At 40.6% G+C, this 14,185-nt stretch carries 16 protein-coding genes, 2 tRNA genes and 1 pseudogene; 9 read left to right on the top strand and 10 right to left on the bottom strand.

The genetic code is table 11. From position 1 onward, the window contains the following. Window positions 1-152: 152 nt before the first annotated feature. From P4S60_RS07000 to P4S60_RS06955, 10 genes are all read right to left on the bottom strand, one after another. Window positions 153-374 (bottom strand): DUF2835 domain-containing protein, encoded by a 222-nt coding sequence (locus P4S60_RS07000; protein WP_337115462.1) that lies wholly within the window; start codon window positions 372-374, stop codon window positions 153-155. Next, the gene (pepN, locus tag P4S60_RS06995; protein WP_337115461.1) at window positions 374-2,968 is read right to left on the bottom strand and encodes an aminopeptidase N; all 2,595 of its coding nucleotides are present in this window, start codon (window positions 2,966-2,968) and stop codon (window positions 374-376) included. The genes P4S60_RS07000 and pepN overlap by 1 nt, the downstream gene beginning before the upstream one ends. 41 nt (window positions 2,969-3,009) lie before the next feature. Next, window positions 3,010-4,491 carry a Na+/H+ antiporter NhaC gene (gene nhaC, locus P4S60_RS06990; RefSeq protein ID WP_063705570.1) on the bottom strand — a complete coding sequence of 494 codons (1,482 nt, stop codon included), beginning with the start codon at window positions 4,489-4,491 and terminating at the stop codon, window positions 3,010-3,012. A gap of 178 nt (window positions 4,492-4,669) precedes the next feature. Beyond that, on the bottom strand, window positions 4,670-6,694 hold the full coding sequence (gene prc / locus P4S60_RS06985) for a carboxy terminal-processing peptidase (RefSeq protein ID WP_337115460.1): 2,025 nt from the start codon (window positions 6,692-6,694) through the stop codon (window positions 4,670-4,672). A gap of 27 nt (window positions 6,695-6,721) precedes the next feature. After that, window positions 6,722-7,372, bottom strand: coding sequence for an RNA chaperone ProQ (proQ, locus tag P4S60_RS06980; protein ID WP_063705575.1), 651 nt, complete (start codon window positions 7,370-7,372; stop codon window positions 6,722-6,724). A gap of 14 nt (window positions 7,373-7,386) precedes the next feature. Next, the gene (locus P4S60_RS06975; RefSeq protein ID WP_063705577.1) at window positions 7,387-7,665 is read right to left on the bottom strand and encodes a hypothetical protein; all 279 of its coding nucleotides are present in this window, start codon (window positions 7,663-7,665) and stop codon (window positions 7,387-7,389) included. Next, entirely contained in the window at window positions 7,662-8,123 is a 462-nt protein-coding gene (locus P4S60_RS06970) for a GAF domain-containing protein (protein ID WP_063705580.1), read from the bottom strand. Before P4S60_RS06970 ends, P4S60_RS06975 begins: the two co-directional genes overlap by 4 nt. A gap of 123 nt (window positions 8,124-8,246) precedes the next feature. After that, window positions 8,247-8,642 (bottom strand): hypothetical protein, encoded by a 396-nt coding sequence (locus tag P4S60_RS06965; RefSeq protein ID WP_337115459.1) that lies wholly within the window; start codon window positions 8,640-8,642, stop codon window positions 8,247-8,249. A 152-nt stretch (window positions 8,643-8,794) separates the two neighbouring features. Further along, window positions 8,795-8,885 (bottom strand) — tRNA-Ser (locus P4S60_RS06960). A gap of 40 nt (window positions 8,886-8,925) precedes the next feature. Then, window positions 8,926-9,016, bottom strand: a tRNA-Ser gene (locus P4S60_RS06955). Between the two features lie 258 nt (window positions 9,017-9,274). On the opposite strand from P4S60_RS06955, the gene P4S60_RS06950 reads away from it, so the two are divergent. The 9 genes and pseudogenes from P4S60_RS06950 (at window position 9,275) to hflD (ending at window position 14,161) form a co-directional block, all read left to right on the top strand. Then, window positions 9,275-9,940, top strand: a complete 666-nt coding sequence (locus P4S60_RS06950; RefSeq protein WP_063705584.1) for a Bax inhibitor-1/YccA family protein — start codon at window positions 9,275-9,277, stop codon at window positions 9,938-9,940. Between the two features lie 55 nt (window positions 9,941-9,995). Next, window positions 9,996-10,349 (top strand): sulfurtransferase complex subunit TusD, encoded by a 354-nt coding sequence (gene tusD, locus P4S60_RS06945; RefSeq protein ID WP_337115458.1) that lies wholly within the window; start codon window positions 9,996-9,998, stop codon window positions 10,347-10,349. Further along, complete coding sequence (tusC, locus tag P4S60_RS06940) at window positions 10,346-10,702, top strand: sulfurtransferase complex subunit TusC (protein WP_337115457.1); 357 nt, start codon at window positions 10,346-10,348, stop codon at window positions 10,700-10,702. The genes tusD and tusC overlap by 4 nt, the downstream gene beginning before the upstream one ends. Next, window positions 10,699-10,965: a sulfurtransferase complex subunit TusB gene (gene tusB / locus P4S60_RS06935; protein WP_337115456.1), complete on the top strand. Its 267-nt coding sequence runs from the start codon at window positions 10,699-10,701 to the stop codon at window positions 10,963-10,965. The genes tusC and tusB overlap by 4 nt, the downstream gene beginning before the upstream one ends. 3 nt (window positions 10,966-10,968) lie before the next feature. Then, on the top strand, window positions 10,969-11,298 hold the full coding sequence (gene tusE / locus P4S60_RS06930) for a sulfurtransferase TusE (RefSeq protein WP_063705594.1): 330 nt from the start codon (window positions 10,969-10,971) through the stop codon (window positions 11,296-11,298). Beyond that, the gene (locus P4S60_RS06925; protein ID WP_337115455.1) at window positions 11,298-11,945 is read left to right on the top strand and encodes a pseudouridine synthase; all 648 of its coding nucleotides are present in this window, start codon (window positions 11,298-11,300) and stop codon (window positions 11,943-11,945) included. The genes tusE and P4S60_RS06925 overlap by 1 nt, the downstream gene beginning before the upstream one ends. Continuing rightward, a complete protein-coding gene (locus tag P4S60_RS06920) occupies window positions 11,938-12,372 on the top strand; it encodes an NUDIX hydrolase (RefSeq protein WP_337115454.1) in 435 nt (144 codons plus the stop codon). Before P4S60_RS06925 ends, P4S60_RS06920 begins: the two co-directional genes overlap by 8 nt. Before the next feature lie 87 nt (window positions 12,373-12,459). Then, window positions 12,460-13,560 (top strand): tRNA 2-thiouridine(34) synthase MnmA, encoded by a 1,101-nt coding sequence (gene mnmA, locus P4S60_RS06915; RefSeq protein ID WP_337116835.1) that lies wholly within the window; start codon window positions 12,460-12,462, stop codon window positions 13,558-13,560. Then, window positions 13,560-14,161 (top strand): annotated as a pseudogene (gene hflD, locus P4S60_RS06910) (high frequency lysogenization protein HflD). Before mnmA ends, hflD begins: the two are co-directional and overlap by 1 nt. The last annotated feature ends 24 nt before the right edge of the window (window positions 14,162-14,185 follow it).

The following is a 14,185-nucleotide window of genomic DNA, read 5'->3' as shown; positions in this document are numbered from 1 at the left end:
TTTACGTATTGGTAAGACGTCATACCAGATATTTTATACACGTAAATTAACAATAGAACAAATCGAATTAACAAAAATATAATAAATTTAGCGAATTGGGGACAGTGAAAATTAGCTTTTTAGGTGACAAAAAAGCAGCCGAAGCTGCTTTATTAACTGATTTTTTCGAGTTTTAAGAATTGATTATCTGCGGTTAACGTTAATCTAAAACGCCCTCTTATTCCTAACGATGAAATAAAAGGACGTAAATGACTGGCAGCAAATCGGAGTGTCTTGCCACCATCTTCTGTGACTTGTACCGATTTATATTTACCGTGGTAGTAATCAAGACATTCTGAGTAACTCAGATACAATGCAAAATAATATTCTGTCATTAACTTTCGAGTGCTTTCTCTACTTTTTCAAACAGATCATCACTGAGTCCATCTAAATCAGCTAAACGTTGTAGTTGTGCTTTCATTGCCGCAGAACGATTTTCATCATAGCGTTTCCATGACATAAATGGCGTCAGCATACGTGATGCATTTTGCGGATTAATATCATTAAGCTTCACTAATAAGTCACCCAACAGCTGGTATCCTTTACCATCTGCACGATGGAACTGAGTGATATTAAAGTGACTAAAGCTGCCAACTAAAGCACGCACGCGGTTAGGGTTACCAAAGTCAAAACTTGGGTGTTCATAGAGCGCTTTAATATCGTTGATACTCGTTGCAGAATCTTTCATTGCTTGCAACGCAAACCATTTATCCATAACGAGCACATCATGGCGCCACTTTGCATCAAACTCTGTTAGCAGCGTATCACATAGTGAATGGTTTGCTTTTACCACCGCACTCAATGCGGCAAGGGCATTGGTCATATTAATACTGTGTGCAGATTCTATGATGAGGCTATTAACGTCGCTATGATTCGTTTTCGCTAAATAATGTAAACAAAGTTGCTTAAGAGCACGTACGGCAACAGCTGTCGCAGATGTTGAACCATCGTCTTCTAGCGCGTTATAACAATTTACCAATGATTCTGTTAGGTGAGTTGCTATTTGTGATTCAAATGCATTTTGTACAGCAATAATGTCATCAACAGGGATAACTGCATATTCTGCTGCGAGGGTATCGTAGCTAGGCAGTTTTAAAAGCTCAGCAATTAGAGCAAGATCACCCTTTCGCTGATCAATTAATGCTTTTAATGCGAATAAAATGTCATCCGATAAACAGGCTTCACCACTGGCAATCGCCGCTTTCATTTCATTAGTAAATAAACGCTGCTGAGCATCCCAACGTGAAAAATCACTGCGAGCAAAACGGATGATATGTAATAGATCAGCAGCAGATGTATCTTGATTAACAATACACGGCGCAGAGAAATCTTCTAGTAGCACTGCTACAGGGCGCTGTTTAATGCCCTCGAAAACAAACTGCTGCGTTTTTTCAGTGACATTTAATACCGAACCTTGGACCTGATTATCAATTATAAGAGGTAGCGACTGCCCTTCACTATCTAATAGCTCAATAGCAAATGGAATATGTAATAAGGCATTGTTAGGCTGATTATCAGGTGCAAACTGCTCAATACTTAATGTAAAGGTCTGATTCTTTTCATCAAACTCTTGTTCTACACTGAGTTTAGGCGTTCCCGCTTGGCTATACCAGCGCTTAAATTGCGTTAAATCGATGCCTGAGGCATCACTCATTGCAGCTACAAAATCGTCACAAGTAACAGCTTGTCCGTCATGACGTTCGAAATATAATGCCATACCTTGCTGGAACTTTTCTTCGCCCAGTAAAGTATGCATCATGCGAATAACTTCAGCCCCTTTGTCATACACAGTCACCGTGTAAAAGTTATTCATTTCAATGACTTTTTCAGGGCGAATTGGGTGTGCCATCGGCCCTGCATCTTCACTAAATTGGTGAGTACGCATGACTTTAACTGCATCGATACGGTTAAGCGCACGAGAACCTAAATCGCTACTAAACTCTTGGTCGCGGAAAACCGTTAAGCCCTCTTTTAACGACAGCTGGAACCAGTCACGGCAAGTAACACGGTTGCCGGTCCAGTTATGGAAATACTCGTGCCCTACAATTGATTCAATCGTATGATAATCTTTGTCAGTGGCTGTTTCTTGATTCGCCAGAACACATTTAGAGTTAAAGATATTCAAACCTTTATTTTCCATTGCGCCCATGTTGAAGAAATCAACGGCAACAATCATGTAGATATCTAAATCGTATTCAAGGTTAAAGCGCTCTTCATCCCATTGCATTGATTTCTTTAAAGACGTCATAGCATGAGGCGTCTTAGATAAATTACCTTTATCAACAAACAAAGCTAATTCTACTTTTCGACCAGACTGCGTCGTGTAATGGTCACGAAATACGTCAAAGTCACCGGCGACTAATGCAAATAAGTAGCTAGGCTTTTTAAATGGGTCTTGCCATTTTACAAAATGACGACCGTCATCTAAGTTACCTGATTCAATTTGGTTACCATTAGACAGTAAATGAGTGTACTTTTTGTCGGCAATAATGGTTACATCAAAGCTGGCAAGTACGTCTGGGCGGTCAAGGTAATAGGTAATCTTTCTAAAGCCTTCAGCTTCACATTGCGTACAGTAAGCTCCACCCGACAAGTACAAACCTTCTAACGAAGTATTCGTTTGTGGATCAATATAGTTTTCAATTTTAAGAATAAAACTTGCAGGCAGGTTATGAATAATCAGCTTTTCATCTTCAAGCGTGTAATCATCATACGCTTGATCATCAACCATCACTGAGATAAGTGTTAAATCAACACCATCAAGCGCAAGATCAGCATTGCTCTCATCGGTACGGTTGATTGTCATTGTTGACTGTACTGATGTTTTTAAAGGGGCTAATTCGAAACGTAAATTGATGTGCTGGATTGAAAATTGTGGGGCTTGGTAATCTTTTAAATATTGAGCTTGAGGTTTAGTCATAGTAGACATAACTGACTCCAAATGGCCCTGCACTGCAGGGCCTATATAGTTTATTCAGCGTTAGCTTCTTGTTTAAGGTGCTTTGGGGTAATACGTAAAATTTTAATACCTAAATAAGCGTAAACAATCGCTAAAAGTGGATTAATTAAATTAAAGAATGCATACATGGCATAATCAAATGGATTGATTAATAAAACACTTTGCATGTAGGCACCACAGGTGTTCCATGGGATAAGTGGGCTGGTAATTGTGCCGCCATCTTCTAGTGTGCGAGATAAGTTAACCGGCTTTAAACCGCGTTTTTCGTATTCATCTTTAAACATACGACCAGGAACAACAATCGCGATATATTGATCCGCTGCAACTGCATTCGTACCAATACATGTTGCAATCGTAGCAGTGATAAGTGAGCCGGTGCTTTTAGCAATTTTTAAAATGCTTTTAACGAACATATCAAGTAAGCCGGTTTTTTCCATGATAGCGCCAAACATCAAGGCCGTCATGATCAACCACGTTGTTGTTAGCATGCCAGCCATGCCACCACCGCTTAATAATGAGTCCATTTTTTCATCGCCAGTATCAATGCTGAAACCGTCAAAGAACGTTGTCCAAACTAGTTTGAAGTAACCAATAGCATGACCTTGTGATGCATCAATTTGGCTATTGATTAAATCTGATTGAAATAACATAGCCCAAATTGCACCTAACACGGCACCAATCGAAATAGCAGGGAAAGCAGGCATCTTACGTATTGCTAAAAATAACAGCACCACCAGTGGCACTAGCATTTCAAAACCAATATTAAAATTTTGTTCTAGTAAATTCACGATTTCGTCAATACGACCTGCTTCTGCTGAACCGCCAGCATTAAAGCCCATAAATATGAAAATGATTAATGCGATAATGAAGCTTGGTACCGTTGTCCAAAGCATGTGATGAATATGGTCAAATAAATCAGCCCCTGCCACTGCCGGCGCTAAATTCGTTGTTTCAGAAAGCGGGCTTAATTTATCACCAAAGTAGGCACCTGAGATAACCGCACCCGCCGTGACAACTTGTTCAAGACCAAGACCAGTTGCAACACCTAATAACGCCACACCAATGGTTGCAGCCGTTGTCCAAGAGCTACCGATACTCATAGCGACAATGCCACAAATCAAGCAGCTAGCGGCATAGAACCAGCTAGGGTTGATAATTTGTAAGCCATAGTAAATTAGAGTAGGTACGGTGCCTGATAACAACCAAGTACCAATTAAGGCACCCACCATTAATAGAATAATGATTGCTCCCAGGGATAAGGTGATCCCCTCAATCATAGCTTGTTCTAGTTTCTTCCAGGTGTAACCATTTTTTAAGCCTATTAATGCCGCGGTAAATGTAGCGAATAATAAAGCGATTTGGTTAGGACCTGATGATGAATTATCACCGAATAAATAAACAGCAGCGCCTAATAGGCACACGAGCACAGTAATTGGGATTAAGGCATCTAAAAAACTGGCCTGTTTAATTGGCTTCTCTTCAATTGAATTCAAAAGATAGTCTCCTACACGTCTTATGTGGCGTGTTTAATTATTATTGTAAGCTTTGACGCAAAACTTCAGTGGCCTTATGCAGCCAAGTATTGTGATTATACCAATATGACCTGTTTTAGGTAGCAAAAAAGGCGCTGAGGCGCCTTTTTATTAATTTATATTGCTAATTAATTGCTAATTATTTCTTAGCGATACGACCATATTTTATATAATCTTGGGTGATTAATGCCGCTTCTTCTAAGAAAGGGTCTAGTTCATCAAGGCTATCTGGTAAATCATCAAGCTTCTCAACTGGCTTTTCACCTAAACGAACAAGTCGTTCATTAGCACGCTCTAAGGCACGCTCTTCACCTTCATCTTTCTCTTTTAGACGGGTCGCTTCAACCAATGAAATAGTCTTACGGTCTTTCTCTTCTTGGTAGCGCTTAATGTCATCAAACACATAGCCAAACTCAGGCTCACCGGCAATACGCGTATCATGAAGCTTATTAACGTAAGCAATCGCTGGTTTTAGGTTATCAACCGAATTGTACTTAGCACGGATGATGCTATCCCAAGGTAATGCGTTATCTTGCTGGCTTTCGCCCCACTCTGATGGGTCAATTGCCGATGGGAACGATACATCTGGGATCACGCCTTTGTGTTGTGTGCTGCCGCCGTTAATCCGGTAGAATTTTGCAATGGTATATTGCACGCTACCTAAAGGGTGATCGTATAAGTCATAAGCACGGCCAAGTGGTTTGTGCTGTTGAACGGTACCCTTACCAAAGGTTTGTTCACCAATCACAATTGCGCGGCCATAGTCTTGCATTGCAGCTGCAAAAATCTCTGATGCAGATGCACTGTAGCGATCAACTAACACTGTAAGTGGGCCATCATAAAAAGTGACACCGTCACGATCTTTTTGCTCTTCAATACGATTATTCAGGGTATGAATTTGTACAACTGGGCCTTGGTCGATGAACAAGCCAGATAACTGAGTCGCTTCGTAAAGTGAACCGCCCCCGTTTTGACGTAAATCGATGATGATGCCGTCTACTTTGGCTTCTTTTAATTTCGCAATTTCAACTTTAACGTCTTGCGATAAATTGTTATAAAAACCAGGGATTTCAATCACACCAATTTTGCTGGTTAAGTCTGAGTATTTTGCTTCAAATACTTCAGATTTTGCAGCGCGATCTTCTAAGCGAATTTTATCACGCGTAATCTCAACCACTTTCGGTGTGCCGTGAGCATCTGCCCCTTTAAGATATTGCAGACGAACTTTTGTGCCTTTAGGACCCTTGATCAAATCAACGACGTCATCTAAACGCCAGCCAATTACGTCAACAAAGTCTTCGCCTTCTTGAGCAACACCAATAATACGATCATCTGCTTTAATTTGTTCTGATTTATCAGCTGGGCCACCAGGCACTAAACTACGGATAACTGTGTAGTCTTCATCATAGCTAAGCACCGCACCAATACCTTCTAACTCAAGATCCATATCCATCTTGAACTGTTCAGCGCGTCGTGGTGATAAATAAGAGGTATGTGCTTCGATGCTTCGTGCGAATGAATTCATCACAATTTGAAACGCATCTTCACTGTTTGTCTGTACTAAACGTTTTTGCGCATTGTGGTAGCGTTTGGTCAGAACATCTTTGATGCCCTGCCAATCTTTACCGGTCATTTTTAAACGTAACGCATCATATTTAACGCGTTGACGCCAAAGTTCATCAAGCTCAGCTTGGCTTGTTGCCCAATCAGCGTCTTCACGATCAAATACGTACTCATCTTCATTATCGAACTTCATTTCATTTTCAAGTAGCGATAAAGAATAATCGTAACGTTCAAAACGACGTTTTAAGCTTAAGTTAAAAATATCAAAGGCAAAACCCAATTTACCTGTCGACAATGCATTATCAAACTGGTCTTTATATTGCTCAAACGAGGCAATGTCAGACGCTAAAAATACACTTTTGTTGTAGTCGAGAGATTCAATGTAGCGATCAAAAATCTGTTCAGATAATTCATCGTTAAATTTAATTGGTTTGTAGTGTGCACGAGTAAATAAGTTTGTCACCCGTTTGCTTGCTGTACTATGTTGGCTTTCTTGCTTGAGTACTGGCAAATCTTTTTCTGTCAGATTATCTGACGATGCCAATAATGAACCTGAAAACAGGGCAGCGACTAACGGAATGAGCGTAAACTTTTTACTCATACACAACTCCTTTATTTTTTACAGCTATTAAATGATATACAGGCTGTCTGCTTTGGTCTTAACTTGCATCCCAGTTACTAACTCAACGTGAACTTCATCTTTATTCACTTCAGTAATAACTGCGTTAACAAGTGCTTGGCCAAGTTTAACTTTAACTTTGCTATTTACCTTGACCTCAGAGGCAGGTAAAGGTTCAACTTTTCCTGAACGTTTTACAGGAGCAGCTTTAGCAGGCTTATTACTTACTTTAGCGCCTTTTTCGCCAGATTTAGCGTGATGACCTGTATTCTTTTTGTAAGATTTTGTGTCACCGTCTTTGCGTGGACGTTGTGGCTTTTTACGCTTCGCCATTTTAGCGCGGCTTTCTTCTAACGCTTTTTGCGCGTGTTCAATGTGCTCTTGTTCCACTTTTTCGTCTTGATTACCATCAAGGTCGATACGGAACTCAGACTTAGTCACGGCTTCTAAATAGCGCCAGTTTGAGGTGTATTTTCTTAGTGCTTGACGTACCTGAGTCTTACTTACTTTCTCAGAACCTTCAATGCGCTCAGCAATATCTTTAAAGATACCGACTTTAAGCGGTTGAATGCCGTCTTTTTGTTTAAAACATTGTGGAAATTCTTGGTATAAGAAATCCAGTACTTCATTAATATCTTTTAGCTTGTTTGTGGTTTCCATGTTAGAACCTTTTATTACATCTTTTCATCTAATGATGAATCGACATAGTGTGTTACCCAGTCGGTCAACTCTTCGAAGTCCGCTTCAATAAGCGCTAAATCACCACGAAGGTGTTCCCAAATACCATTTATAATTTCATCAATTGATTCACAGTCAAGGTCATCCGGTAGACGATCCCAAGCCATGTGAATCAAGTCGTTGAGCCTTTCGGCAACAACTTCTTCTTCCCCTTCCCAATCACCAACATCAGCAATTGCAAAGAGGTAATCTTGCACATTTAGCAGATCTTTCATTTTAGATTTGCCTCAAAGCATTTTACCAATGCTTCTAAACCAGCTTGATCATCAGCGTCGAATCGCGCAATGCTTGGGCTGTCGATATCAAGTACAGCAAATACTTTACCGTCTTTGAAAATCGGCACAACGACTTCAGAATTCGATGCAGCATCACAGGCAATGTGCCCAGCAAATGCATGAACGTCTTCAACGAGTTGTGTTTGTTGTGTTTGCGCGGCAGTTCCACATACCCCTTTACCTACTGGAATACGGATACATGCAGGATTACCTTGAAACGGCCCTAGCACTAATTCTTCAGGTGAATCCATTAAATAAAAGCCCGCCCAGTTTATATCCTCTAAAGAGGTAAATAACAGCGCACTAATATTTGCCATGTTGGCAATAACATTTGATTCACCAGTGATTAGCGACTCAGTTTGTTTAACTAATGACTGGTAAAAATCTTGCTTTTGCATACCAAACTACTTCTTATTAAACATACAGTAGCTAAAGGTACTCTTTGTAGACGACAAATGAAACCTTTTAAGGGCAAAAAAACATTTTGCCCTCAATTTCAGTCAGCTTGATTAAATATTCTGCTATTGATGAGAAGATTGTGTTGTAAGACCCTGTCTTAAACCAAATAAAAACAGACCCGCTGCAAGTGCAGACATCACAGCATTGACAACAAATGCCATGCCTGTTGTCGCACTTAATAGGTAACTAAAGATGGCACCACCTAATAGACCTAGCGTTAATACACCTGAATAATTTACCTTTGCATACTTATACATAAGCAAATATCCCGGTACTACAAAGGCTGCCATAGTTAACCCAACGATATGTGCATTGGCTATTGCGCTAACAAGAAGGTTAAAGAAAATGCTTAAGCCATTTCCCTCAAGTGTAAATGCATAATAAAGGCCTAAGATACAACCGATGATCACAGGCGATAATAAAGAAAGTCCTACACTCTTTGCTAAACGATGTTTCATAAATTCCCTAATTTCACAAAGATAATACGAGAAGTAATAAGCATGGACTAACTAGTTGAAATGCGAAATATCGACAATAGTCGTAATTTGAAGGCTGAAGAAAAAGCGCTAGAAACAAAAAAGCCGCTGAATAAATTCAGCGGCTTCAATGATGGTGGAGAGATAGGGATTTGAACCCTAGAGGGGCTACAAACCCCTGCCGGTTTTCAAGACCGGTGCATTCGACCACTCTGCCATCTCTCCGAATGCGAAACATACCGGCTTACGCCAGTAGTAAAAATAATGGTGGAGAGATAGGGATTTGAACCCTAGAGGGGCTACAAACCCCTGCCGGTTTTCAAGACCGGTGCATTCGACCACTCTGCCATCTCTCCGACGGCGTGCATAATAGATAAAGCGGCCGTGCTTGTGAAGCTTTTTTTTCAAAAAACTGTTTAAGTGATTAAAAAACAACTAAATCGTTCAGCATTAACACAATTAAAGTCAAAATATAATCGATTTGAACTTTTCAATTATTTATCCTGTCTATTGATCCACAATAGTTTGCCCAAATATATAACTCTTGATAGGCTTAGTTCAGTTTAACAATTGGAACTAACGAACGTATAAGTTCATTTAAAGGAGCTCTAACAATGGCGTTTAATCAATCGTACAATACTGCTAGACCAGTAATGTCGACTATTGAAACCAATAAAGTTTTAAAAAACACCTATTTTTTACTCGCAATGACACTTGCTTTTAGTGCAGTCACTGCCGGTATCTCTATGGTAATGAATCTACCTTATTTTATGGGGTTAGTATTCAGCTTGATTGCATTCGGCGTACTTTTTGTTGTTAATAAAAAGGCCGACAGTGCGTCAGGTGTTGCTTGGGTATTTGTTTTCACAGGTTTGATGGGCGCAGGGCTTGGTCCAATGCTTAACTACTACGCAGCAATGCCAAATGGCCCATTCCTTATTATGCAAGCGTTAGGTTCTACCGCGTTAATCTTCTTTGGTTTGTCGGCTTATGCGCTTACCACTAAAAAAGACTTCTCATTTATGGGCGGCTTTTTAACTGTTGGTTTAATCGTGGTTATTATTGCAAGCCTGGTTAACTTATTTATCGGCAGCTCAGTTACCTTTATGGTTATCAACGCCGCTGTTGTACTAATTATGTCTGGTTTCATCTTATTCGACACCAGCCGTATTATTAACGGCGGCGAAACCAATTACATCCGTGCAACGGTTGCTTTATACCTGAACATTTATAACTTATTCACATCACTTCTACACCTACTTGGTGCAAGTGATGACTAATTAAATAGTTCTGCTAAAATAGCCCCTTTCTAGGGGCTTTTTTATTGGATGCGTTTTGGCACAATTTGTACTTTCTCTTCATACCGCACCGACCGATCACGACACAACTCAACGGCTGATTAAATTTGCACAGGCTTGTCTTGATTCTGGTCACTCGATTGCAGCTATTTTTCTTTATCAAGCAGGTGTTTATCACGCAAGTAACCATTTAGAACTTGCCAGTGACGAGCTACCAATTAATCGCTTGTGGCAGTCGCTAGGTGAGCAAAACATCCCTCTACTGCTATGTGTAACGGCCGCTGAAAAGCGTGGCTTAGATACCGCTAATACAGGTGTGTTTACCGTCGCTGGACTCGCTGAATTTGCAATGCTTGTCAGTGAAGCAGATAAATGGGTGCAATTTAAATGAAAAACATTTTAGTAATAAGTCAACATGGCCCATTTGATGATCAGCATATTCGTGAATCACTCGATACCACACTGATTTTTGCCGCTATCGAACAGAACATTAGCTGGCTTCTGAGTGGTGAAGCTGTATTGGCTTTGAAAAAAAATCAACAACCAGAATTACTTGGTATTAAAAACTATTTTAAAACCATTAAAACCCTTGAGTTATACGATGTTGAAAACATTTATGTATGTGAAAAGTCGTTAATGGATTTTAACTTAACAAAAGACGTGTTAATGATTGATGTCAAAGTAGCTAACTTTGAACAACAGCGAGCGTTGATTGCACAGCAACATCAGGTGGTTACACTATGAGTACCTTGCATATTTTTTCAAAACCCTTATCGCATTACTGCAACAATATGCTCGCTAATTTGATTACTGCACAAGATTCTGTGCTACTTGTCAGTGACGCATGTTATAACAGCAGGCAATTTAAACAGTTTTCTTCTCCACTTTTTTTACTGAAAGAAGATGCAGAAGCGCGCGATATTTCATTTAGTCATAATGAATCAGCCTTAGACTACAGGCAATTTGTAGAATTGACTATAAACGCAAAGAACACGATTACTTGGTAAACCATGCTTGAATTTAATAACAAACAGATTGAAACAGATAAACAAGGCTATTTACTTGATTCAAATGATTGGAGTGAAGAGCTCGCACCTATTATTGCTGAACAAGAGAACATTACCTTAAGTGAACAGCACTGGGAAGTTGTCCATTTCGTGCGTGATTTTTACGTAGAGTATAACACCAGCCCTGCTATTCGCATGCTGGTCAAAGCCATGGCCCAAAAGCTAGGTGAAGAAAAAGGTAATAGTATGTATTTATACAAACTGTTTCCTAAAGGCCCCGCTAAGCAAGCGACTAAAATTGCTGGTTTACCTAAACCTGCTAGGTGCATTTAATGGTTAATAAAACCAATAGCAAACCACGTCGCAGTAGCGGTCGCACTTATTCAAGACCAACACAAAAACGTGAAGTTAAAAAAGCAGTTAGCCCTGAGCAGCGCAAAGTGGTGCTATTTAACAAACCATTTGATGTCCTTTGCCAATTCACCGATGATCAAAACCGCAAGACGTTGGCAGATTATATCACAATTAAAGACGTGTATGCAGCAGGACGCCTAGACAGAGACAGCGAAGGGCTTTTGTTACTTACTAACTGTGGAAAGTTGCAACACACCCTTACTGAGCCCAATAAGAAAACAGCTAAAACTTATTGGGTGCAAGTAGAAGGTAATGTCAGTGATGAGGCTATCTTTGCGCTTAACAAAGGCGTAGCACTGAAAGATGGCATGACCAAGCCAGCCAAGGTTAGACGTATTAATGAGCCATCCGTTTGGCCTCGTACCCCGCCCGTTCGCGAGCGTAAAAACATTCCAACCAGCTGGTTAGAAATCTCTATCACCGAAGGGCGCAATCGCCAAGTTCGCCGCATGACAGCACATGTTGGCTTCCCTACTTTGCGATTGATTCGTTACAGTATTAGTAACTATACCCTTGATGGCTTAGAGAGTGGTCAATTTAACGTAGTGAACAACCCAGATGCATAAACCGAATGTCACAGTGGCTGCTATCGTCACATGCCAAGACAAATTTTTACTTGTTAAAGAGCGCGATAAACACACAGGTGAGATTTGCTACAACCAGCCTGCCGGCCATTTGGAAGCCAATGAAACCTTAGCTGAAGCAGCTCATCGCGAACTTATTGAAGAAACGGGTATTAGCCTTCATGCCAGTCACCTTGTAGGCATTTATAATTTGCATGCCGCGAATGGTGTCCACTATATGCGTTTTAGCTTTGCTTTTAATTGCCCAGAGCCCGTTGAAACATCACCACAAGATAATGACATTTTAAGTGCAGATTGGTTTAGCCTTGCACAAATTAAAAGCATGCCACTGAGAAGCCCTCTGGTTTTAAAATGCATTGAAGATCATTTAGCTGGTAAAGCCTACCCACTTAGTTTGATTTACCAATAACCGCTGTGATTTTGGCTGGTTTGGGCGTCTAAAAGCATGCTATAATATCGGCCTTTCCATAGCAGTTAAAAAATGACAGCGAATATTATGAGCGAAAATAGTCACATTAAAGTCATCGTGGGCATGTCCGGCGGTGTTGATTCTTCAGTATCAGCGTATTTATTAAAGCAGCAAGGCTATCAAGTTGAAGGCCTGTTCATGAAAAACTGGGAAGAAGATGATAATGATGAATATTGCGCTGCAGCTGAAGACCTAAAAGACGCACAAGCAGTGTGCGACAAGCTAGGTATTGAGCTTCACACTGTAAATTTTGCAGCCGAATACTGGGACAACGTGTTTGAGTACTTTTTAGCAGAGTACAAAGCAGGCCGCACGCCCAACCCAGACATCATGTGTAATAAAGAAATCAAATTCAAAGCATTCTTAGAATTTGCAGCACAGGCACTGGGTGCTGATTATATTGCTACAGGTCACTATGTACGCCGCGAAAAACGCGGTGATAATTTTGTAATGTGTCGTGGCCTTGATGACAACAAAGATCAAAGCTATTTCTTATACACGCTAAGCCATGAGCACATTGCGCAAACGCTTTTCCCTGTTGGTGATATTGCTAAACCTGAAGTTCGTCGCATCGCTGAAGAGCAAGACTTAATTACCCATGATAAGAAAGACAGTACCGGTATTTGTTTTATCGGTGAGCGTAAATTTAAAGATTTCTTACAAAAATTCTTACCAGCACAGCCAGGTAAAATTGAAGATACCGATGGCAATGAAGTGGGCGAGCACGAAGGCTTAATGTACCACACGCTTGGTCAACGTAAAGGCCTGTTAATTGGCGGCATGAAAGAAGGCTCAGGTGAACCTTGGTACGTTGTAGATAAAGACGTTGAACGTAACGTGTTAGTCGTTGGTCAAGGTAAAGACCACCCTCGCCTATACAGTAATGGCTTAAATGCAAACCAGCTTCACTGGGTTGACCGTGAAGGCCCTAAAGGGACCACACGCTGTACTGTTAAAACTCGTTATCGCCAAGAAGATATCAGCTGTACTTTACTCGTTGGTGAAGATGGTATGGCACGCGTACTATTTGATGAGCCACAAAAAGCGGTTACACCGGGCCAATCAGCCGTATTTTACGCTGACGAAGTCTGTTTAGGTGGCGGTATTATTGATTCGGTGATCAAGTAATGACAGAGCACCAAGTCATGGCTTTAGCTGCCATGTGTCAAGTTGCTAAACAAGTACAAAAAGTTGCGCAATATGGCCAAGGCAGTGATCACGAATTAGAGAAATTACTAAACTGTATTGTCGAAACATCACCAAATAGCCCTGAAGACGTGTATCAAGGTAAGCATAATTTACGAGAAGGCTATCGCATTTTGATTGCACAGCTTTCAGCCGGCGCAGACAAAGACGTCGAAATCGTGAAGTATGTAGGTGGTTTAATGCAATTAGAACGTGCATTAAGCTCAAAACAAAACAGTTTAAATGAATTAGGTCGTCGCATTGATGATGTTAAACGTCGCCTCGACCATTTTGCTATCACAGATGATACTGTTGTAGCAGCGCTTGCTGATATTTACTCATCGGTGCTAAGCCCCTTGGGCATCGTATTCAAGTGTACGGCAAGCCAGAGTTATTAAAACAGCAGCTCACGCAAAACAAAATCCGCGCCCTATTATTGGCCGGAATTCGTAGTGCCGTGTTATGGCGACAAATGGGCGGTAAACGCCGTCACTTTTTCTTTGCAAAAAGAAAAATCCTCGCCATTGCTAAACAATCAATTTAATTATCGTTCAAACTAGACAATTTA

Source organism: Pseudoalteromonas sp. Hal040, assembly GCF_037162425.1.
GTDB classification, from domain to species: Bacteria; Pseudomonadota; Gammaproteobacteria; order Enterobacterales; family Alteromonadaceae; genus Pseudoalteromonas; species Pseudoalteromonas gelatinilytica.
This window is presented reverse-complemented; position numbering and strand designations above follow the sequence as displayed.

Coding starts and splice junctions, on each gene's coding strand:
- tusE (WP_063705594.1), top strand. CDS start 10,969: ATGCTTGAATTTAATAACAAACAGATTGAAACAGATAAACAAGGCTAT.
- P4S60_RS06920 (WP_337115454.1), top strand. CDS start 11,938: ATGCATAAACCGAATGTCACAGTGGCTGCTATCGTCACATGCCAAGAC.
- tusB (WP_337115456.1), top strand. CDS start 10,699: ATGAGTACCTTGCATATTTTTTCAAAACCCTTATCGCATTACTGCAAC.
- pepN (WP_337115461.1), bottom strand. CDS start 2,968: ATGTCTACTATGACTAAACCTCAAGCTCAATATTTAAAAGATTACCAA.
- P4S60_RS06925 (WP_337115455.1), top strand. CDS start 11,298: ATGGTTAATAAAACCAATAGCAAACCACGTCGCAGTAGCGGTCGCACT.
- P4S60_RS06970 (WP_063705580.1), bottom strand. CDS start 8,123: ATGCAAAAGCAAGATTTTTACCAGTCATTAGTTAAACAAACTGAGTCG.
- mnmA (WP_337116835.1), top strand. CDS start 12,460: ATGAGCGAAAATAGTCACATTAAAGTCATCGTGGGCATGTCCGGCGGT.
- P4S60_RS06965 (WP_337115459.1), bottom strand. CDS start 8,642: ATGAAACATCGTTTAGCAAAGAGTGTAGGACTTTCTTTATTATCGCCT.
- P4S60_RS07000 (WP_337115462.1), bottom strand. CDS start 374: ATGACAGAATATTATTTTGCATTGTATCTGAGTTACTCAGAATGTCTT.
- prc (WP_337115460.1), bottom strand. CDS start 6,694: ATGAGTAAAAAGTTTACGCTCATTCCGTTAGTCGCTGCCCTGTTTTCA.
- tusC (WP_337115457.1), top strand. CDS start 10,346: ATGAAAAACATTTTAGTAATAAGTCAACATGGCCCATTTGATGATCAG.
- proQ (WP_063705575.1), bottom strand. CDS start 7,372: ATGGAAACCACAAACAAGCTAAAAGATATTAATGAAGTACTGGATTTC.
- P4S60_RS06975 (WP_063705577.1), bottom strand. CDS start 7,665: ATGAAAGATCTGCTAAATGTGCAAGATTACCTCTTTGCAATTGCTGAT.
- P4S60_RS06950 (WP_063705584.1), top strand. CDS start 9,275: ATGGCGTTTAATCAATCGTACAATACTGCTAGACCAGTAATGTCGACT.